The sequence below is a fragment of the Pseudonocardia sulfidoxydans NBRC 16205 genome, assembly GCF_007989085.1.
Classification (GTDB): domain Bacteria; phylum Actinomycetota; class Actinomycetes; order Mycobacteriales; family Pseudonocardiaceae; genus Pseudonocardia; species Pseudonocardia sulfidoxydans.
The window spans coordinates 48,451-67,968 of the sequence record NZ_BJVJ01000009.1; the positions used below are offsets into that span (position 1 = coordinate 48,451).

Annotated in this window: 15 protein-coding genes; 7 read left to right on the forward strand and 8 right to left on the reverse strand. The window is 73.2% G+C overall.

All coding sequences use genetic code 11. The annotated features are described in order from the left end of the window. The first annotated feature begins 18 nt into the window (after nt 1-18). Complete coding sequence (locus PSU4_RS07035; RefSeq protein ID WP_147103768.1) at nt 19-1,503, forward strand: long-chain-fatty-acid--CoA ligase; 1,485 nt, start codon at nt 19-21, stop codon at nt 1,501-1,503. 136 nt (nt 1,504-1,639) lie between these two features. Here the strand turns inward: PSU4_RS07035 and PSU4_RS07040 are convergent, their stop codons facing one another. From PSU4_RS07040 to PSU4_RS07050, 3 genes are read right to left on the reverse strand one after another with little or no spacing between them, the layout of a single operon-like run. Beyond that, nucleotides 1,640-4,393 (reverse strand): phage holin family protein, encoded by a 2,754-nt coding sequence (locus tag PSU4_RS07040; RefSeq protein ID WP_147103771.1) that lies wholly within the window; start codon nt 4,391-4,393, stop codon nt 1,640-1,642. Beyond that, the gene (locus PSU4_RS07045; RefSeq protein ID WP_147103776.1) at nt 4,390-5,175 is read right to left on the reverse strand and encodes an MBL fold metallo-hydrolase; all 786 of its coding nucleotides are present in this window, start codon (nt 5,173-5,175) and stop codon (nt 4,390-4,392) included. The genes PSU4_RS07040 and PSU4_RS07045 overlap by 4 nt, the downstream gene beginning before the upstream one ends. Nucleotides 5,176-5,214: 39 nt before the next feature. Next, complete coding sequence (locus PSU4_RS07050) at nt 5,215-5,607, reverse strand: pyridoxamine 5'-phosphate oxidase family protein (RefSeq protein ID WP_246114982.1); 393 nt, start codon at nt 5,605-5,607, stop codon at nt 5,215-5,217. A 187-nt stretch (nt 5,608-5,794) separates the two neighbouring features. On the opposite strand from PSU4_RS07050, the gene PSU4_RS07055 reads away from it, so the two are divergent. The 4 genes from PSU4_RS07055 to PSU4_RS07070 all read left to right on the forward strand — a co-directional run bounded on the left by PSU4_RS07055 (nt 5,795) and on the right by PSU4_RS07070 (nt 8,946). Then, nucleotides 5,795-6,175 (forward strand): hypothetical protein, encoded by a 381-nt coding sequence (locus tag PSU4_RS07055; protein ID WP_147103782.1) that lies wholly within the window; start codon nt 5,795-5,797, stop codon nt 6,173-6,175. A gap of 316 nt (nt 6,176-6,491) precedes the next feature. Further along, on the forward strand, nt 6,492-7,937 hold the full coding sequence (locus PSU4_RS07060; protein WP_147103785.1) for an MFS transporter: 1,446 nt from the start codon (nt 6,492-6,494) through the stop codon (nt 7,935-7,937). Continuing rightward, on the forward strand, nt 7,934-8,509 hold the full coding sequence (locus PSU4_RS07065; protein ID WP_147103788.1) for a TetR/AcrR family transcriptional regulator: 576 nt from the start codon (nt 7,934-7,936) through the stop codon (nt 8,507-8,509). Before PSU4_RS07060 ends, PSU4_RS07065 begins: the two co-directional genes overlap by 4 nt. Nucleotides 8,510-8,535: 26 nt before the next feature. After that, nucleotides 8,536-8,946: an SRPBCC family protein gene (locus tag PSU4_RS07070; RefSeq protein ID WP_147103790.1), complete on the forward strand. Its 411-nt coding sequence runs from the start codon at nt 8,536-8,538 to the stop codon at nt 8,944-8,946. Between the two features lie 154 nt (nt 8,947-9,100). Here PSU4_RS07070 and PSU4_RS07075 read toward each other — a convergent pair whose 3' ends face one another. Together PSU4_RS07075 and PSU4_RS07080 are read right to left on the reverse strand one after the other, a co-directional pair. Next, complete coding sequence (locus tag PSU4_RS07075) at nt 9,101-9,481, reverse strand: VOC family protein (protein WP_147103793.1); 381 nt, start codon at nt 9,479-9,481, stop codon at nt 9,101-9,103. 18 nt (nt 9,482-9,499) lie between these two features. Next, nucleotides 9,500-10,666: an acyl-CoA dehydrogenase family protein gene (locus PSU4_RS07080; protein WP_147103795.1), complete on the reverse strand. Its 1,167-nt coding sequence runs from the start codon at nt 10,664-10,666 to the stop codon at nt 9,500-9,502. 106 nt (nt 10,667-10,772) lie between these two features. On the opposite strand from PSU4_RS07080, the gene PSU4_RS07085 reads away from it, so the two are divergent. Then, a complete protein-coding gene (locus PSU4_RS07085) occupies nt 10,773-11,261 on the forward strand; it encodes a hypothetical protein (RefSeq protein ID WP_147103798.1) in 489 nt (162 codons plus the stop codon). Nucleotides 11,262-11,274: 13 nt separating this feature from the next. Here the strand turns inward: PSU4_RS07085 and PSU4_RS07090 are convergent, their stop codons facing one another. Together PSU4_RS07090 and PSU4_RS07095 are read right to left on the reverse strand one after the other, a co-directional pair. After that, complete coding sequence (locus tag PSU4_RS07090; RefSeq protein ID WP_147103801.1) at nt 11,275-11,817, reverse strand: carboxymuconolactone decarboxylase family protein; 543 nt, start codon at nt 11,815-11,817, stop codon at nt 11,275-11,277. Nucleotides 11,818-11,832: 15 nt separating this feature from the next. Then, the gene (locus tag PSU4_RS07095; protein WP_147103804.1) at nt 11,833-12,192 is read right to left on the reverse strand and encodes a Fic family protein; all 360 of its coding nucleotides are present in this window, start codon (nt 12,190-12,192) and stop codon (nt 11,833-11,835) included. A gap of 332 nt (nt 12,193-12,524) precedes the next feature. Here PSU4_RS07095 and PSU4_RS07100 point away from each other — a divergent pair, with 332 nt between their 5' ends. After that, nucleotides 12,525-18,152, forward strand: coding sequence for an ATP-binding protein (locus tag PSU4_RS07100; protein WP_147103806.1), 5,628 nt, complete (start codon nt 12,525-12,527; stop codon nt 18,150-18,152). A gap of 154 nt (nt 18,153-18,306) precedes the next feature. On the opposite strand, the gene PSU4_RS07105 is transcribed toward PSU4_RS07100, so the two are convergent. Further along, entirely contained in the window at nt 18,307-19,515 is a 1,209-nt protein-coding gene (locus PSU4_RS07105; RefSeq protein WP_147103809.1) for a glycoside hydrolase family 3 N-terminal domain-containing protein, read from the reverse strand. Between the last annotated feature and the right edge of the window lie 3 nt (nt 19,516-19,518).

Sequence of the window (19,518 nt, forward strand, 5' to 3'; positions counted from 1 at the left end):
CGACCTCGGGAGCCGACGATGACGAACCTGGCCGAGAACCTGGTGGCCACCGCCGCCGCCCACCCGGACCGCACCGCGATCCGCCTCGACGACGTCGAGCTGAGCTACGCCGACCTGCACGCCGCGTCCGCCCGCGTCGCCGGAATGCTTGCGGCGCAGGGCATCGCCCCCGGCGACCGGGTCGGCATCGTGCTGCCCAACCTGCCCGCCTTCCCCATTCTGTTCCACGGCGCCCTGCTCGCCGGCGCGACCGTTGTCCCCATGAACCCGCTGCTCAAGCAGCGCGAGGTCGAGTACTACCTGCGCGACTCCGGCATGTCGCTCGTGTTCGGGTGGGACTCCGGGGGCGACGCCGTCACCGCGGCGGCGGGGACCGTCGGCATCCCGGCCGTGCTCGTCGGGCCGCTGGGCCCCGACACCGGCGACGCCGCCCCCGCACCCGACGCCGTCACCCGCGACGACTCCGACACCGCCGTCATCCTCTACACGTCCGGGACGACCGGGCAGCCCAAGGGTGCCGAGCTCACCCACGCCAACCTGCGCACCAACACCGCGGCCACCGTGTCGTCGGTCCTGACCCTGGGCACCGACGACGTGATCATGGGCTGCCTGCCGCTGTTCCACGTCTTCGGACTGACGTGCGGGCTCAACGCCGCCGTCAGCGTCGGTGCGACCCTGACCCTCATCCCGCGTTTCGACCCGGCCAAGGCGCTCGCCGTGATCGCCCGCGACGAGGTCACCGTGTTCGAGGGCGTCCCCACCATGTACGCCGCGATGCTGCACCACCCCGACGCCGACACCGCCGACATGACCACCCTGCGCACCTGCGCCTCCGGCGGCTCCGCCATGCCCGTGGAGATCATGCGCGCCTTCGAGGAGAAGTTCGGCTGCATGGTCCTCGAGGGCTACGGCCTGTCCGAGACCTCACCTGTCGCCTCCTTCAACCAGCCCCACCGCGAGCGCAAACCCGGCTCCATCGGCTTCGAGATCCCCGGCTGCGAGATGCGGGTCGTCGACGACAACGGGGCCGACGTCGGCACCGACACCCCGGGCGAGATCGCCATCCGGGGCGACAACGTCATGAAGGGCTACTGGGGCCGCCCCGACGCCACCGCGGAGGCCGTCCCCGACGGCTGGTTCCGCACCGGCGACGTCGCCACCAGGGACGCCGACGGCTACTACTTCATCGTCGACCGCAAGAAGGACCTGATCATCCGCGGCGGCTACAACGTCTACCCGCGTGAGGTCGAGGAGGCCCTCTACGAGCACCCCGCCGTGGCCGAGGCCGCCGTCGTCGGCATCCCGCACCCGGAGTGGGGCGAGGAGATCGGCGCGGCCGTCGCGCTCAGGGCCGGGGAGAAGGCCGACCCCGAGGAGCTGCGCGACTTCGTCAAGGAGCGCGTCGCCGCCTACAAGTACCCGCGCCAGGTGTGGCTGGTCGAGGAGCTCCCCAAGGGCCCGACGGGCAAGATCCTGCGCCGCGAGGTCAACCCGCCGGAGTGAGCCTGCCTGGGCTCCGGGTGGTTTCTGCACGAACGGCCCTTTGCTGCAACTGAGCTGCAGGAAAGGGCCGTTCGTGCAATCCGGGCCGCGCTCACCCGGCCGCCCCCGTGTTGCACGAACGGCACAGTCGGGCAACTCAGTTGCGCGACAGGGCCGTTCGTTCCCGATCAGGGCGCGCCGGGTCGGCCGCGGGCGGCGGTTCGGGGTGGCCCAGGTGGGTCAGCCAGCCGCGCAGCACGCGGTGCAAGGCCTCGGCACCGACGATCTCGCCGGGAGCCGGCAGGTCGGCGGGGTGGAGCAGGAACCCGCGCGACTGCGGGCCGCCCATGCCGCCGTGCGAGCCGACGTGCGGCTCGAAGGGCGGGGCGTCGTCGGTCTCCGGGTCGTAGTGGCTGTTGATCATGATGTCGGCGCAGTGGTCGAAGCCGTCGACGCGGCGGATCAGGTCCGCGGCGTGCGGGCCGTAGGGCGCGAGGGGGTCGGTGCCCTCGACGGCGTCGACACCCGAGTCCGTCGCGAGCCGGCGCGCGCCGTCGCGACCGAGGACGACCGGGCCGTACTCGTCGCTGCGCACCAGGACGAACCCGATCCCGGGATGGTCGACGAGCGCGGGCAGCAGCGCGGGGAACTCCTGCTCGATCGTCTCCAGCGACACCCGGCCGGGATGCTCGGTCAGCGACACCATCGCGACGTGCCCCGACGCCACCGCCACCACTCCCGGCGCGGCCCGCGCGACCGCGCCGGGCCTGCCGCTCTCGGTGCGCGTGCGGTGCTCGGCCGCACCCGCCTTCTCGACGCGCGCCCGCAGCCGCCGCGCGATCGGCCCGGTTCCCGACGACGCCTCCGCCAGCACGGCCCCCGCCTGCCAGCCCTCGGCGGGACGCCGGGAGTCGTGACCGGCCGACGCCTCCACGCAGGGGGCTCCGCACTGCCTGCCGACGAACTGCTCGATCGACTCACCGAACCGGTCGGCGAAGGCCCAGCCCTGGGTCTGGCCGTGGTCGGACAGCACGACGATCCGGTACGGCCGCGGCGCGAGATCGGTCGCACGGTGCAGCCGCCCGATCTGCCGGTCGATGCCCCGCAACACCTCCAAGGTGTCGAAGCGCTCGATCCCCGAGTGGTGGGCGACCTCGTCGTAGCCCAGGAAGTCGGCGTAGACGACCGAGCGGCCCGCCATCATGTCCTCGATGATCGCCGAGACGACGATGTCGCGGGAGATGACCGTCGTGCCCGGGCGGGCGAGCGGGTACCAGCCGCCACGGTGGGTGCGGGGCCGCACGTCGGCGCGGCGCTGGCGGCCGGCGGCGATCAGTTCGCCGAACACGTCGGCGAGCGAGGCGACGAAGGTGCGCAACGCGTTCACCGGGTTGGCGAAGTAGGCGTAGTAGCCGGCCCACAGCTTCTCGTGCCCGCGGCCGCGCCGGCGTCGCTTCTCGACGAGCGGGATCGCGCTCATCGTCAGCGACACGTGCTCGGCGTCGCCGGTGAACAGGTTGCCGCGCCCGGCACCGTCGACGGCGAGCAGTCCGCGGCCGTTCGAGTGGCGGCGTTCGATCTCGGCGGCGTCGCCGGGGTGCGAGCACGCCATGACGTGGTCGCGGTCCTTCTCGTACCAGCGGAAACCGAGGATGTCGGTGTTGTCGCCGTGCAGGATGCCGCACACACTGGCCCCGGTCTGGGAGCTCCAGTCGCAGTGCCAGTCGGTGAGCTTGTGGCCGCCGTCGGTGAGCCACCGGGCGAGCGTCGGCATGTCGCCGTCGCGGATCGCCCGCCGTACGACGTCATGGCCCAGCCCGTCGACCTGCAGGAACAGCACGCCGGGTACGGGGTCGCCGTCGGTGGCGGCGCGGCGGGCGCGCCGGGCCGCGCGTCGGAAGAAGATCTCGTCCTCGTCCAGGGCGAGGGCCGAGGAGATGATCGCGCCGACCGCCGCCAGCCCGACGGCGACGAGGACGGCACTGCGGAAGTCGTGGATGTGCACACCGGGGACGGCGAGGAACACCGCCGCGACACCCGCGCCCATCAGCAGGAACCCGCCGACGCCGAGGGTGAACAGCGCGACGGGCAACACCAGGCGCATCACCAGCGGCCACCCGACGGCGGTGAGCAGCCCGAGCAGCAGCGCGCACACGACCGGCTGCCACCACGAGTCCATCTCGAAGCCCGGCAACAGCCGGTCGAGCAGGAACAGCGCCCCGGCCGTCGCCGCCCACACGCACAGCACGCGGACGACGACGCGCCCGCCGCGCAGCAGCCGGCCGCGCTCGGGTCCGGGTTCGGTCGTGCCCACGAGGGGACTCCTCTCGTGCTTCCTCTTGCGACGGCTGGAGACCACGCCCGTGACCACTCCGACGAGCAGTACGAGGACGGTGGCGACGAGCGTCGCGACCAGGGGGTTGTCGAACAGCCCACCGCTGACGACGCCCAGGATCGAGTAGGCGAGCGCCCACAGCAGCGCGGCGAGCGCAGCGGCGGGGACGAGGCGTCGCCACGGGTAGGCCAGTGCCGCCGCCGCGATCAGGACGGGGATGCGGCCCGCGGGCACCAACCTGCCGACGACGACCACCTGCCAGCCGCGGCGGGCGAACGTCGCGCGGGCGGCGTCGAGCCGCTCGGTCGACTGCCGACGCGTCACCCACCGCAGCGCCGCGTCGCTGCCGAGCCGGGCGACGCCATAGGTGACGAGGTCGCCCGCGAGTGCTGCCACCGTCGCGACCAGGACGACCAGCGGCAACGACAGGTGGGTGGTCGTCATCGCGACCGCCGCGGCGGCGCCGACGACCGCGCCCGTCGGCACGATCGGGATCACCGACCCCACGAACACGCCCAGCGCCAGCAGCGGATAGCCGATCGTGGCGGGATCGGTGAGAGTGTCGAGCCAGCTCATACGCGGCGGCCCGGTTCGGTCACGCGTACCTCGGTCGAGCTTTCTCCCAGAGCGACGGCCGACGCGAACCGGCGTGGCGGTTCCACGAGCAGCCGCCGCATCCGCGCCCCCGCCCTTCCGGGCGCCCTGACCAGTCCCGGCAGTGCGAGCGTCCCCCAGTGCACCGGCACCGCGATCCGGGGCCGGAGCCGCTCGACGGCCTGTGCGGCGCGGTCCGGGTCGAGATGGCCGGGGCCGAGCGTCGGCCCCCACCCCCACACCGGCAGGAGCGCGACGTCGAGGTCGCCGAGGGTGTCCATGACCGGGTGCAGGTCGGTGTCGCCGGAGACGTAGACACGCCCGTCCGCGGCTTCGAGCAGGTGGCCGACGGCCGGGGCCTGTGGCCCGTAGGTGAACCGCGGCCCCCACCGGTGGCCGCTGTGCGCGGCCGGCAGCGCCGTGACGCGCAGGTCGCCGGCGCGCAGCTCCTCCCCGATCCCCAGCTCGACGACGTTCTCGATCCCCTTGCGCCGCAACCACTCCCCGGCGCCCCGGGGGACGACGATGCGGGGCCTGCCCGGCAGCCGCCGCAGCGACGGCGCGTGCAGGTGGTCGCCGTGCAGGTGCGAGAGCAGGACCAGGTCGACGTCGGCGTGGTCGGCCGGATCGGGCAGGTCCACGACACGCGTCAGCCCGCCGACCCGCCGCGTCAGCACCGGATCGGTGAGCACCACCCGTCCACCGAGCTCGACACGCACCGTGGAGTGGCCGAGGAAGCTCAGGCCGGGGAGCGCGTCGGGCACGCCCGCGAGACTATTCCTCGCCCGCGGTCCACGATCGGCTCACCGCAGCCCGAGCAGCCGGTCGACGGTGATCTCGACGACCACCCGCCGCGGGTTCTCCCGCGGCACCCGGTAGCGCGCCGCGTACCGCGTCTCGGCGTCGGCGACCGACGCCGCGTCTGTGCGCAGCACCGCCACACCCTCCAGGCTCGACCAGCGCCGCCCCTCGACCTGCGACACCACCGCCCGCACCCCCGCCGCCCCGCCCGCCTCGACGTTGCGCGCCTTCTGCGACGTCCCCGAACAGATCACCCGGGCAATGCCCTGCTCGACGTCGACCGTGACGCCCACCGGCACGACGTGCGGCGACCCGTCACGGCGGGGGGTGACCAGGAAGCACAAGTGGCGCTCGGTCCAGAACTGCAGGAACTCCGGCGAGGGGTCGACGATCACCCGACCAGCGTCGCCCACCCCGTCGTGACGCACCCACTCGGGGCCCTTGGTCGCGCAGCGTGGCAACCGCATCGGGGGATGCCCCAACGGGTGACGTCTTCGCAGGTCGCGAGCCTGTCGCGTTAACGTTCCGCCACCACATCGGCTCACCGCTCGCCCCGACCGACCGTCGAGAAGGGGTCTCCTCGTGCTGCCCACGCTCCGCCAGGTCGCCACACTCGTCGTGGCGGGCCTCCCCCTGACTGCGGCCGCCTCCCCCCGGGCGGCCGCTCCCCCTCCCCTGCTGCACGCGGGCCCTGTCGGCAGCTGGACCGGCGCCACCTTCGACCGCGTCGGCGGAGCGGCACTGGTGGGCGGACTCGCGATGGTCGCGTTCCTGCTCGTCGCCGGGGTGGCCGCCCTCGTCGTCGCGACTCGCATGCTGCTGGCCACCCGCCCCACGCCGAGCCCGACGTCGGACCGCGCAGAGCAGGCCCCCGTCGCACTCGACGCCTCCCCACCGACGATCCCGGCCCCGCGCCCACGGACGCCCCCCGCAGCCTGGACGCACCCGGCCCCCACCCGGTGATCGCCGCCCGGGCATCGCCGAGGTGCCACCGTGGCCGACCGACGGCTGCGCCCGGTTTCGCCGGCGCCGAGCCGATTCCGCGCGCGGTTTCCCCCGCCCCGCGCAGGTTCCGAGATCAGCGCACGGGCTGCAGGCCGTCGCGCGACGTCGAAACCTGTGCGGCGATGACGCGAATCGCGCACCCCGGCGCCACCGGGTGAGCACGGTTACCCACCGAGGGTGAGCTTGTTCGCAGGGGGTTCGCCCCAGCTTGTGCGGGATGCGGCGCACGTGCTCTCTTATGGGTGAACTCGTGTTCACCCGAAATGGAGAGCCTGTGGCGACAGCCGCCCCCACCCGGTCACGACCTGCGCTCGTGATCGCCCTGTTGTGCGCGAGCGGCCTCGCCGTGTCGCTGGTCCAGACGATCGTCGTGCCGCTGCTGCCGCAGTTCCCGCACCTGCTCGACACGTCGGTGTCGACCGTGTCGTGGCTGATCACGGCCACCCTGGTGGCGGGTGCGGTGTCGGCACCGGTCTTCGGACGGCTCGGCGACATGTACGGCAAGCGCAAGATCCTGCTGTTCTCGCTGGCGCTCGTGGCGGTGGGGTCGGTCCTCGGCGCCGCGGCGCCGGACATCACCGTGATGCTCGTCGGCCGGGTGCTGCAGGGCGCCGCGTTCGGCGTGATCGCGCTGGGGATCAGCATCATCCGCGACGAGCTGCCCGAGGAGAAGGTGGGCGGCGGCATCGCGTTGATGAGCTCGTCGCTGGGCATCGGGGCGGCGGTGGGGCTGCCGCTGGCGGGTGTCGTCGCGCAGGTGGTGTCGTGGCGCTGGCTGTTCCTGGGCGTCGGCCTGATCGGGTTCGCGCTGGTCGCGGCGGTGCGCGCGTACGTCCCGGAGTCGTCGCTGCGGTCCGGTGGACGCTTCGACGTCAAGGGCGCGTTCGGCATCACGATCGGCCTGGTGTGTGTGCTGCTCGCGGTGTCGAAGGGCTCGGACTGGGGCTGGCACAGCCCGGTCGTGCTGTGCCTGATCGCGGGCGCGATCGTCGTGTTCCCGCTGTGGGGCTGGTACCAGCTGCGCACGACGGGTCCGCTCGTCGACCTGCGGATCACGGCCCGCCCCGCGGTGCTGCTCACCAACGTGACGACCGTGCTGATCGGGTTCGCGATGTTCGCGTCGTTCGTGATGACGACGCAGATCATGCAGGCCGCGCCCAGCTCCGGGTACGGGTTCGGGCTGTCGCTGGTCGGCGCGGGGATCGCGATGCTGCCGATGGGGGCGGCCATGGCGGTGCTGTCCCCGGTGTCGGCGCGCATCTCGGCGTGGCGCGGCCCGCGGACGACGCTGGTGTTCGGCGGGCTGATGCTGTTGCTCGGCAACATGATGGCGGCGTTCCTGCCCAGCTCGCTGGGCCTGCTCATCCTGGCGACGACGGTCATCTCGATCGGCTCCGCGATGGCGTACTCGGCGATGCCGTTGCTGGTGATCCGGGCGGTGCCACAGAGCGAGACAGCCGCCGCGAACAGCCTGAACACCCTGATGCGTCAGCTCGGGACGGCCACGTGCACCGCGGTGATCGCGGCGATCACGTCGGCGATGACGATGAGCGCCGGCGGCACGGCGGTGCCGCCGCGGACGTACACGATCGTCTTCGTCGTCGCGGCGGCCGCGGCGCTGGTCGGGACGATCATCGCCGCCCTCACCCCGTCGCCGGAGGCGGCACCGGGCGAGACCGACGGTGCAGCGCCCGTGGCGGTGGAGCTGAAGGCCGCATGAGCACACCGACGGTCGCCGAACGCCGCTGCGCGGCCGACACCCGCGACGCCCTGCTCCGCGCCGCCCGCCGGCACTTCTCGGTGCACGGCTACGCCGGGGCGACGTTGCGCGGTATCGCGGCGGAGGCACAGGTCAGCGCGGCGTTGCTGGTGAAGTACTTCGGCAGCAAGGAGGGCCTGCTCGCGGCGGCGTCCGACATCGAGGCCGAGACGGCGGCGCTGCTCGACGCCCCGAACGCGACACTGGGCCGCCACCTCGTCGCCACACTGCTCGACCTGCACGACCGCGCCGAGGCCGACCCGCTGGTGCGTGTCGTGCTGACAGGTCCGCGGCCCGGCGGTGAGCGCATCGTCGAGGAGCTGGACCGTCGGCTCATCAAACGGCTCGCGGACCGTCTCGACGGTCCGGACGCCCGGCTGCGCGCGGAGATGGTGTGCGCCCAGCTGATCGGGCTGGGCGCGGTACGGCTGCTGCTGTCGTCGCCGGCGACCGTCGCGGAGCCGCCGGCGGCGCTCGTCGACCGGCTGGGCCCGATCCTGCAGGCGTGGATCGACCCGCCGGCGGTTCGCTGAGGGGAACCGGGGGTAGCCGTCCCGGCATGGGCGACTACGAGCACTCCACCACCGTCGCGGCCGACCCCGACGAGCTGTTCGACTACCTGTCCGACGTGCACAACCTCCCCGACTACTTCGCGGCGATGCGCGAGGCCGAGCCGACGGGCAAGCCGTCGCACGGCGGTGAGGAGGTGCACGTCGTCGCCGATGTCGAGGGGGCCCGCCGCGAGGGCGAGGCGTGGATCGACACCGACAAGGACACGCGCACGCTGTCGTGGGGCTCGGAGGGGCCCAACGGCTACGGCGGGGCGCTGGAGGTCGGCGGCAGCGCCGGGGAGGCGACCGTCACCGTGAAGCTGCACACCGAGCGCGCTGACGGGCCCGGGATCCGCGCCGGCCTGGAGCAGACCCTGGCCGAGATCAAGACCGCCGTCGAAGGCTCGTCGACCTCCTGAGGCGACCTCTCGAGGCGACCTCTCGAGACGCCCTCTCGAGGCGCCCCCGCGGCGATCTCTTCATGGCGGCTTCGAGGCGACGCCGGAGGTCGTGAGTGGCGATAGTCGCCATAGCGACTATCGCCGCTCACAGGCTGTTGCTCGTCGCTCATCGTCAGCGGGTGTCGCGGCGGATCGGGTGCTCCGGCGGGACCTCGACGACGACGATCCGGGTGCCGTCGGGGTCGGCGATCCACATCTCGTCGAGGCCCCACGGCTCCCGGCGGGGTTCGCGCAGGACTCGTACCCCGTGCGCCGCCAGCTCGTCGTGGGTGGTGGCGAGGTCACGCACCTGGAGCCACAGCCGCAGTCCGGCACCGTCCGGGCCCGGGTCGTCGGTGTGCGCGGACACCTCGAGCAACCCGTTCCCCAGGAAGAACACCGTGCCGCCGGGGAACTCGCGGTACACCGCCAGTCCGAGGACGTCGCGGTAGAAGCGCAGCGCCGCATCGGGATCGGCGGGCCGCAGGATCGCGCGGCTGCTCAGGATCTCCACGCCGCGAGGGTAGGGGGCTCAGTACGACCGCGGCAGCCCCAGCACGTGCTCGGCGACGTAGTTGAGCACCATCTCCTGCGAGATCGGGGCGATCTTCATCAGCCGGGACTCGGTGAACCAGCGGCTGACGTCGTACTCCGAGGCGTAGCCGAAACCGCCGTGGGTCTGCATCGCGCGGTCGGCGGCGAAGTGCCCGGCCTCGGCCGCGAGGTACTTGGCGGTGTTGGCCTGCTCGCCGCAGGGCATGCCGTTGTCGTAGCGCCACGACGCCTCGCGGACGGCCAGCTCGGCGGCGCGCAGCTTCATGTGCGCCTCGGCCAGCGGGAACGCGATGCCCTGGTTCTTGCCGATGGGTCGTCCGAAGACCTGCCGGCCGTTCGCGTAGTCGACGGCGCGGCGCACGGAGACGCGTCCGATCCCGAGGGCCTCGGCGGCGATGAGGATGCGTTCGGGATTGAGGCCGTCGAGCAGGTACCGGAAACCCTTGCCCTCCTCGCCGACGCGGTCGGTGACGGGGACGCGCAGGTCGTCGTAGCGGGTCTCGTTGGAGGCGACGGCGTTGCGGCCCAGCTTGGGGATGGGTTTGATGTCGACCTCGGGGACCTGCAGGTCGGCCAGCAGCAACGTCATGCCGTCGGTGCGCTTGGCGCACTCCTCGATCGGCGTGGTGCGCACCAGCAGCAGGACCTTCTCGCAGTCGCCCGCCTTGGACGTCCACACCTTCTGGCCGCGCACGACGTAGTGGTCGCCGTCGAGCCGGGCCCGGGTCGTGATCGACGTCGTGTCGGTACCGGAGTCGGGCTCGGTCACCCCGAACGCGACGTGGAGGTCACCCGAGGCGACGCGCGGCAGGTAGGTCGCGCGCATCGCGTCGCTGCCGTACTTGACGACGGGGTTCATCCCGAACACCGAGAGGTGGATCGCGCTGCAGCCGTTCATGCCGGCACCGGAGGCGGCGACCTCCTCCAGCACGATCGAGGCCTCGGTGATGCCGCGCCCACCGCCCCCGTACTCCTCGGGGATCGCGATGCCGATCCAGCCGCCCTCGGCCATGGCGTTGTAGAAGTCCCACGGGAAGCGGTGCTCGGCGTCGGCGGCGCGCCAGTACTCGTCGGGGAAGCCCTTGCAGACGGTGCGCACCCCCTCGCGGATGGCGCGGTGATCGTCGTCCTCGGCGAAGTCCACGCCGCCGATGATGCACGCCCGTCGGCCCTCGCGCAGCCCCCCGACCGACCGGACGGTCCGGTGTCGCCCGGCGTGCCCGGGGTCGGGACCGACATAGGGTGGCCGCATGACGGTCAGGGCGGAGAAGACCGGGTTCTGGCGCTCGCGCTACGAGATCAGCGTCGACGACCGGCCGGTCGCGACGTTCGACGGCACGACCTGGAAGGGCGGCGGCACGTTCACCGTCCGCGACAAGGAGTCCTACCGGGTGGTCGCGCGCAAGTTCGGCAGCCGCTACGAGCTGTGCCGGCTGCTCGACTCCAGCGGGACGCTGTCGGAGCGGCTCGCGGTCGCCGAGCGTGTCGGGCGCAAGGAGTGGTCGATCACCGAGGCCGACGGCACGAACTACCGCTTCCGGCGACGCTCGTTCTGGGGCTACGAGCAGGACCTGCTCGGTCCCGACGGCGCGACCGCAGGCGAGGTGAAGCGCCTCAGCGTGTGGCGGGGCGGGGCGCTCGCCGAGCTGCCCCGGATGCACGAGGCGCTGCAGGTGTTCGTCGTCGCCGTCGTGATCTGCATGTGGGACGCGCAGGCCGCGGCCGCGGCGAGCGCCTGAGGCGGCGGGTCGCTCAGGTGCTGGCGCGGATCGCGCCGACCGCGGCGGCGTCGTCGGGGTCGATGCGCAGCGCCGTCATCATCCGGGCCAGGCCCAGGTAGTGCCCCGCCAGCACCATGACCTCGACGACCTGCCGGTCGTCGAGGTGCGCGGCCAGCGCGGCGTGCCGCTCGTCGGGCACCTCGCCGTCGCGGACGACGTCGGCGACGACCGCGAGCGTGGCGCGCTGGACGTCGTCGAAGCAGTCGGCGTCGTCGTCACCGCGGTCCAGCGCCGCGATCTGCTCGTCGGTGGCGCCGGCGGCCCGCGCGATCTCGACGTGCTGGTCCCACTCGTAGCGGGCCGCGAGCCGGCCGACCTGCATGATCACCAGCTCGCGCAGCAGCGGGTCGATCGCGAGGTCGTTGAGCAGCGCGCCGCCCAGGCGCAGCCACGGCCGCAGCAGTGTGGGCGCGTTGGCCACCATCGCGAACACGTGCAGGTCGGGGAGCTTCGCCAGGACCGGCGCCGTCTCGGGCGGGGCGTCGGAGGCGGTCACGTACTGAACTCGGGCCACGGCCGGAGCGTACGGTCAAGGCCGCAGCAGGACCGCTACGACGTCCGGGGCGGCGAACTCCCGCGAACAGCTGCCCTCGTCGAACTGACGCAGGATGCCGAGGTCCACGAGCTGGCGCACCAGGGAGTTCGCCCTGGGACAAGTGACCTCCAACGCCCGCTCGACCTGCCGGACCGTGAAGATCGGCCGGTCGAGGGCGAAGTCCACGAGCCGCATCGCGTTGTCGGCCCGGAGCCGGGCCTGACGGATCCGCTCCTTCGAGCGGGTCTGGACCGCGAGCAACTCCAGCAGCCGCGCCTCGGTGTCCCTCGCGGAAGCGGCGAGGCCGGTGGCGAAGAACCGCAGCCACGTGTCCCAGTCGCCGGTCGTGCTCACGCCCATCTTCTTTGAGGCCACAGCTGGATCCATGCAACACAGGCCCGCCCGACGCCCGATCGCCGATTCCGCCGCCGCGTCCCCCACACGGCCGGTTGCGAGAGCCCCGTCACATCGGATTGGGTCGGCGGCACGCCCGAACGGGGATACCGGTCGGTAGCGACGTGAGGTGGGTGGGCCGGGGTGCCGTGCCGCGACGATCCGTAGCAGAGTCACCGTCGACGACGACCGACGACGACGCCCGAACGACGGCGTCCGGACGGTGTCGGGGGGTAGCCGGTCGCGCCCGACGCGACGACCGCCACGAGGACGAGCCCGAGGATGATCGCTGCATGAACCCAGGGACCACACCCTTCACGCGCCTGGCTGTCGTGAACCGCGGAGAACCCGCGATGCGACTGATCAACGCGGTCCGCGAGTGGAACGCCGAGGGCCGCACGCCGTTGACGACGATCGCCGTCCACACGGCCGTCGACGCGCGCGCGATGTTCGTCCGGGAGTCCGACGAGTCCGTCCTGATCGGGCCCGACGACCCCGACTGGATGGGTCCCAGCCCCTACCTCGACCACGCCGAGCTGGAGCGGGCGCTGCGCGCCTGCGGTGCCGACGCCGTGTGGCCGGGCTGGGGCTTCGTCTCGGAGAAGTCCGACTTCGTCGCCCTGTGCGAGCGGCTGGGGATCACGTTCGTGGGCCCGGCGTCGCAGGTCATGCACCGGCTCGGCGACAAGATCGAGTCGAAGCTGCTGGCCGCGCAGGTCGGTGTGCCGATGGCGGCGTGGAGCGGCGGCCCGGTGGCCGACGTGGCCGAGGCCCGTCGGCACGCCGAGACGATCGGGTTCCCGCTGATGGTCAAGGCCACCGCGGGAGGTGGCGGGCGCGGCATCCGGTTCGTGCCGTCGGCCGACGAGCTCGACGAGGCGTTCACCCGCGCGTCGAGCGAGGCGTCGAGGACCGCCGGTGACGCGACGGTGTTCCTGGAGCGCGCGATCCGCGGCGGGCGCCACGTCGAGGTGCAGGTCGTCGCCGACGCGACGGGCGACGTCTGGACGCTCGGGGTCCGCGACTGCTCGGTGCAGCGGCGCAACCAGAAGGTCATCGAGGAGTCGGCGTCGACGGCGCTGGACGCCGAGCAGGAGGCGCTGCTGCGCTCCTCGGCCGCCGAGCTCGTCCGCGCGGCGGGCTACGTCAACGCGGGCACCGTCGAGTTCCTGTACGAGCCCAAGGAGCGACTGCTGTCGTTCCTGGAAGTCAACACCCGCCTGCAGGTGGAGCACTGCGTCACCGAGGCGACCACCGGCGTCGACATCGTGAAGCTGCAGCTGCACGTCGCCGCGGGCGGCACGCTCGCCGAGATCGCCCCGCAGGCCCCGGCGCCGCGCGGACACGCCATCGAGGCCCGGCTCACCGCCGAGGACCCCGACCGCGGCTTCGCCCCCGCCCCCGGGCGCATCATGCACCTGGCGCTGCCGAGCGGGCCGGGGGTGCGCGTCGACACCGGCGTCGCGACCGGCGACGTCATCCCCTCCCAGTTCGACTCGATGATCGCCAAGGTCATCGCGTGGGGCCGCGACCGCGGCGAGGCCCGCGCGCGGCTCTCCCGCGCGCTGCGCCAGACCGCCGCGGTGATCGACGGCGGCACCACCAACAAGGCGTTCCTGCTCGACCTGCTCGACCGCCCCGAGGTCGCCTCCGGCGAGCTCGACACCACGTGGCTCGACACGATGATGGCCGACGGCTACACCCCGCCGCGGCGTCTCGACGTCGCGCTGCTGGCCACCGCGGTCGAGGCGCACGACGCGCACGTCGAACGTCAGCAGCAGCGGCTGTTCCTGTCGGCCGAGCGCGGGCGCCCCGAGGTCGGGCACGAGACCTGGTACCAGGTCGACGTCCGCGCCGGTGGCGAGTCCTACCGGCTGCGGGTGGCCCGCTCGCGGCCGCGCCGCTACCACGTGGAGCTCGACCTGCCCGCCGCTCCGGGCATGACCAACCGCCAGTCCGTCGACGTCGACGTCGAGCGGTCCGGGCGGTTCGAGCGCCGCCTCACCGTGGCCGGGCGCACCTACTCGGTGCTGTCGGTCGCCCAGGGTCCCGACTACCTCGTCGAGGTCGACGGTGCGGTGCACCGCATCTCCGGCGGCGAGGCCGGCATGGTCCGCGCGCCCGCCCCGGCGATGGTCGTCGCCATCCCCGTCGCCCAGGGCGACGTCGTCGCCGAGGGTGACGTGCTCGCCGTGGTGGAGTCGATGAAGCTGGAGACGGCGCTGCGCGCGCCGGTGTCCGGCACCGTCGCCGAGATCCTGGTCGCGGCGAACACGCAGGTCGAGGGTGGGACGAAGCTGATCCGGCTGGAGCCCGACGAGTCCGGGGACGGCGGTGGTGAGGCCGGCGACCGCGTCGACTTCTCCGCGTTCGGCGATCCGGCGGCCACCGCCGACGCCACGACCCGCGCGGCCGACGCCCTCGCCGCCCTGCGCGCGCTGGTGCTGGGCTTCGACGTCGACGAGAGCGAGGCCCGGCCGCTGCTGGCCCGGCTCGCCGCGGCCCGCGAGGAGCTGCCCGACGACGACCCGCGTACCCTCGCCGCCGAGATCGGCGTCCTGCAGATCTTCGCCGACCTGTCGGCGTTGTCGCGCAACAAGCGGGTCCCCGACGGCCAGGCCCCCGACGCCTCCACCGTCGACGCCGAGGCCGCGCGCAACCCGCAGGAGTTCCTCTACGCCTACCTGCGCTCCCGCGACGCCGACGCCGAGGGGCTGCCCGAGTCGTTCCGGCTGCGGCTGCGCCGCGCGCTCGCGCACTACGGCGTCACCGACCTGGAGCCGTCGGCCGACCTCGGCCCCGCCCTGTACCGGATCTTCCTGGCGCACCGCCGGGCGTCGGCGCAGGCGTCGGTGCTCTCGGAGCTGCTGCGCTGGCGGCTGCAGCACGCCACCCAGCAGCACGCAGTGCTGCCCGAGGACGCCCGCGACGCCTACCGGCAGATGCTCGACAACCTCGTCACCGCCACCCAGCTGCGGTTCCCGCTGATCGGCGACGTGGCCCGGCAGGTCCGGCACCGGCTCTTCGACGCCCCGCGCATCACCGCGACCCGCCACGCGGTGCAGGCCGAGGTCGCGCACCGGCTCGGGACGCTGCCCGCCGACGGGCCCGAGCGGGCCGCCGAGATCGACCGCATCGTCGCCGCGGGCGAGCCGATCCTCGAGGTGTTCACCGAGGGCCAGCACGCCGCGATGCTCGAGGTGATGACGCGTCGCTACTACCGGATCCGCCAGACCGGACCGGTGCAGATCGTCGACCACGGCGGCCGCCCGGTGCTCACCGCCACCTACACGGCCGACGGGCACGACTACCTGATCCTCGCGACGGTCGCCAGCGGCCGCGCGAGCACCGACGACCCGGGCGCCGACGCGCCCGCCGCCGTCTCCACCGACCTCAACCGCATGGTCGCGACGCTGCCGCCCGGCCGCACCGCGCTCATCGACCTCTACGTCACCTCCGACGACTCCGCCGGCGTCGACCCCGACGCCCGCGCCCGCCGCATCGCCGACAAGGTCGGCACCATCCCGGCATCCGTCGGCCGGGTCGCCGTCGCGGTCCGCCGCGCCGACGGTGACGGCAACGGCACCACCATGTGGTTCACGTTCCGTGGCGGCGCCGACGGCGCCCCCGTCGAGGACCGCACCCTGCGCGGGCTGCACCCCATGGTGGCCGAACGTCTCGGGCTGTGGCGGCTGTCCGGGTTCGAGCTGACCCGGCTCCCGTCCGCGGTCGACGTGCACCTGTTCCGCGCCCAGGGCCGCACCATGCCCGAGGACCAGCGGATCGTCGCGCTCGCCGACGTCCGCGCCCTCACCCTGGTGCGCGACGACTCCGGCCGCATCACCGGCCTACCCGAGCTGGAACGGACCCTCGACGCCTGCCTCGACAGCATGCGCGCCGCCCGCTCGTCCGACCCACGCGCCGCCAAGCTCGACTGGAACCGGCTGCTGCTCTACGTGTGGCCGCCCGTCGACGTCCCGTTCGCCGACCTCGACGCCGTCGTCCGCACCCTGGCCCCGCGAACCGACGGGCTCGGCCTCGAACAGGTGCTCGTCCAGTTCCGGACCACCCTGCCCGACGGCGGCACCCGCGAGCACATGCTGCGCATGTCCCGGCCGCCGGGCGCGGGCCTCACGCTGCGCGTCACCGAGCCGCCGACGCTGCCGCTGCGTGAGCTCGACGCCTACACCCAGAAGGTCATCCGGGCGCGGCGCCGCGGTGCCGTCTACCCCTACGAGCTCGTCCCGCTCGTGACCCGCAACCCCGACACCGCCGGCACCCCCGGCCGGTTCGTCGAGTACGACCTCGACGACACCGGCGCGGCGGTGCCCGTCGACCGCGCACCCGGCGGCAACGCCGCCAACCTGGTGCTCGGCGTCGTCACCACCGCGACCGCGCGCTACCCCGAGGGCATGACCCGCGTCGTCCTCATCGGCGACCCGACCAAGGCCCTCGGCGCGCTGGCCGAACCCGAGTGCGCGCGCGTCGTCGCCGCCATCGACCTGGCCCGCCGCCTCGACGCACCCGTCGAATGGTTCGCCGTGTCCGCCGGCGCGAAGATCGCCATGGACTCCGGCGTGGAGAACATGGACTGGATCTCCCGCGCCCTGCGCGCGATCGTCGAGTTCACCCAGGACGGCGGGGAGATCAACGTCGTCGTCACCGGCATCAACGTCGGCGCCCAGCCGTACTGGAACGCCGAGGCGACGATGCTGATGCACACCAAGGGCATCCTGGTCATGACGCCCGACTCGGCGATGGTGCTCACCGGCAAGCAGTCACTCGACTACTCCGGTGGCGTCTCCGCCGAGGACAACTTCGGCATCGGCGGCTACGACCGGATCATGGGCCCCAACGGCCAGGCGCAGTACTGGGCGCCCGACCTCTCCGGCGCCGTCGACGTCCTGCTCGCCCACTACGCCCACACCTACACCGCGCCCGGCGAGCGCTTCCCCCGGCCCGCCCCCTCCGCCGACCCGGTCGCGCGCGACATCAGCGACTCCCCGCACTCCGGGGCCGGCTGCGACTTCACCACCCTCGGCGAGGTCTTCGCACCGGGGACGAACAAGGAACGCAAGAAGCCCTTCGACATCCGCTCGCTGCTGCGGGGCGTCGCCGACAGCGACCACCCCACGCTCGAGCGCTGGGCCGACATGCACGACGCCGAGTCCGTCGTCACCCTCGACGCCCACCTCGGCGGGCAGCCCGTCGCACTGGTCGGCGTCGAGTCCCGGCCGCTGGCCCGCCGCGGGCTCTCCCCCGTCGACGGCCCCTCCCAGTGGACCGCGGGCACCCTGTTCCCCCGGTCGTCGAAGAAGATGGCCCGCGCCATCAACGCCGCCAGCGGCAACCGGCCCGTGGTCATCCTGGCCAACCTGTCCGGCTTCGACGGCTCACCGGAGTCGCTGCGCGGCCTGCAGCTGGAGTACGGCGCCGAGATCGGCCGGGCCGTCGTCAACTTCGACGGGCCCATCGTGTTCTGCGTCGTCTCCCGCTACCACGGTGGCGCGTTCGTCGTCTTCTCCAAGACGCTGAACGACAACATGGAGGTCGCCGCCATCGAGGGCTCCTACGCCTCGGTGCTCGGCGGGGCCCCCGCCGCCGCGGTCGTGTTCTCCGGGGAGGTCAACCGGCGCACCGCCGCCGACCCGGGCGTCGCCGCGCTGGAGGCCAAGCTCGCCGACGCCGTCGAGAGCGGGGTGCAGACAGAGGTCGCCCGGCTGCGCTCCGAGCTCGCGCAGCTGCGGGCGCAGGTGCGGTCGGTGAAGCTGGGGCAGGTGGCGGAGGAGTTCGACGCCAAGCACAGCATCGAGCGAGCCCAGCAGGTCGGCTCCGTCGACCGGATCGTCCCCCCGACGCAGCTGCGCCCCTACCTCGCCGACGCCGTCCAGCGCGGCATGGCGAAGGCCCTCCGCTCGTAGGGCTCCCCCCTCGGGAACGAACGGCACAGTCACGCCACTCAGTTGCGCGACTGTGCCGTTCGTGCGTTCCGGGGCGCGGCCGCCCGAGCGAACGAACGGCACAGTGGCGCCATTCAATTGCGCGACTGTGCCGTTCGTGCAGAAGGCGGGCGGGTCAGCCGCAGAGGCCCTTGTTCGTCAGGATTCGCGCGACGGCGGCGTCGTTGTCGGCGGGGGTGATCGTGCCCGCGGCCAGCGCCTTCTCCAGGGCGTCGAGCACCGGGCCCGGTGAGGTGATGTCCGACGAGAGCGCCACGTCCGCGCCCGCCGCCAGCGCCTTCACCGTGGCCTGCGGGACCGTGAACTGCCCGGAGATGGCCTTCATGGCGCCGAGGTCGTCGGTCACGACCATCCCGTCGAACCCGTACTCGTCGCGCAGCAGCTGGTAGACGGCCGGGGTCAGCGACGAGGGCAGGTCGGTGGTCAGGCCGGGGACGTCGAGGTGGCCGACCATCACCGCGATCCGGGTGCCGTGCAACGGCTTGCCGGGGCCGACGAGATCGGCGTAGGGCAGCAGGTCGGCTCTGCGCAGCTGGTCGAGCGACGGCACGCTGACCCGGCCCTTGTGCGAGTCGCCCGTCGAGTGACCGTGCCCCGGGAAGTGCTTGAGGGTCCCGACGATCCCGCCGTCCTCCAGGCCCTGCGCGAACGCCTGCGCGTACCGGGTGACGACGGCGGGGTCGTTCGAGAACGAGCGGTCGCCGATGACGGCGTTCGTGGGCTGGTCGCTGACGTCGGCGTCGGGGGCGAAGTCGAGGGTCACGCCGCGGGCCTTGAGCTGCTCGGCGCGCTTCTTCGCGATCGCGCGGACCTGCTCGGGCGTCGTCGTCCTCGCCATGGTGCGGGCGCTGGGCAGGGATCCGTCGAGGTCGTCGATGCGCTGGACGCGGCCGCCCTCGTCGTCGACCGCGACGGTCACCGGCACCGGCGACGCCTTCTGCACGGCAGCGAGCGCGTCGTTGCGCAGCAGGGCGGTGGCGTTGCCACCGATGAAGATGCCGCCGACGTGCGAGGCCTTCACCGTGGCGACGACCGAGGCCGGGTTCGACGGGTCGACGCCGACCATGACGCGTTGCGCGAGCCGGTCGCGCGTCGACATGGCCGCGACCATCGGGACGCACGTGGACCCGGCCGGGGCCTCGCTCGTCGGTGCGGCACCGGCGGACGACGACGGGGTCGTCGACACGACCTGCGACGTCAGGCTCGGCCCGCCACCCGCGCCGGTGGCCGCCACCCCCACCCCCGCGAGCACCGAGCCCGCGATCAACCCGACGAGAACCGGGACGACGGTGCGCAGGCTGCGGGGCGATCGGCGCGAGGACATCAC

Coding starts and splice junctions, on each gene's coding strand:
- PSU4_RS07035 (WP_147103768.1), top strand. CDS start 19: ATGACGAACCTGGCCGAGAACCTGGTGGCCACCGCCGCCGCCCACCCG.
- PSU4_RS07040 (WP_147103771.1), bottom strand. CDS start 4,393: ATGAGCTGGCTCGACACTCTCACCGATCCCGCCACGATCGGCTATCCG.
- PSU4_RS07065 (WP_147103788.1), top strand. CDS start 7,934: ATGAGCACACCGACGGTCGCCGAACGCCGCTGCGCGGCCGACACCCGC.
- PSU4_RS07070 (WP_147103790.1), top strand. CDS start 8,536: ATGGGCGACTACGAGCACTCCACCACCGTCGCGGCCGACCCCGACGAG.
- PSU4_RS07085 (WP_147103798.1), top strand. CDS start 10,773: ATGACGGTCAGGGCGGAGAAGACCGGGTTCTGGCGCTCGCGCTACGAG.
- PSU4_RS07100 (WP_147103806.1), top strand. CDS start 12,525: ATGAACCCAGGGACCACACCCTTCACGCGCCTGGCTGTCGTGAACCGC.
- PSU4_RS07105 (WP_147103809.1), bottom strand. CDS start 19,515: ATGTCCTCGCGCCGATCGCCCCGCAGCCTGCGCACCGTCGTCCCGGTT.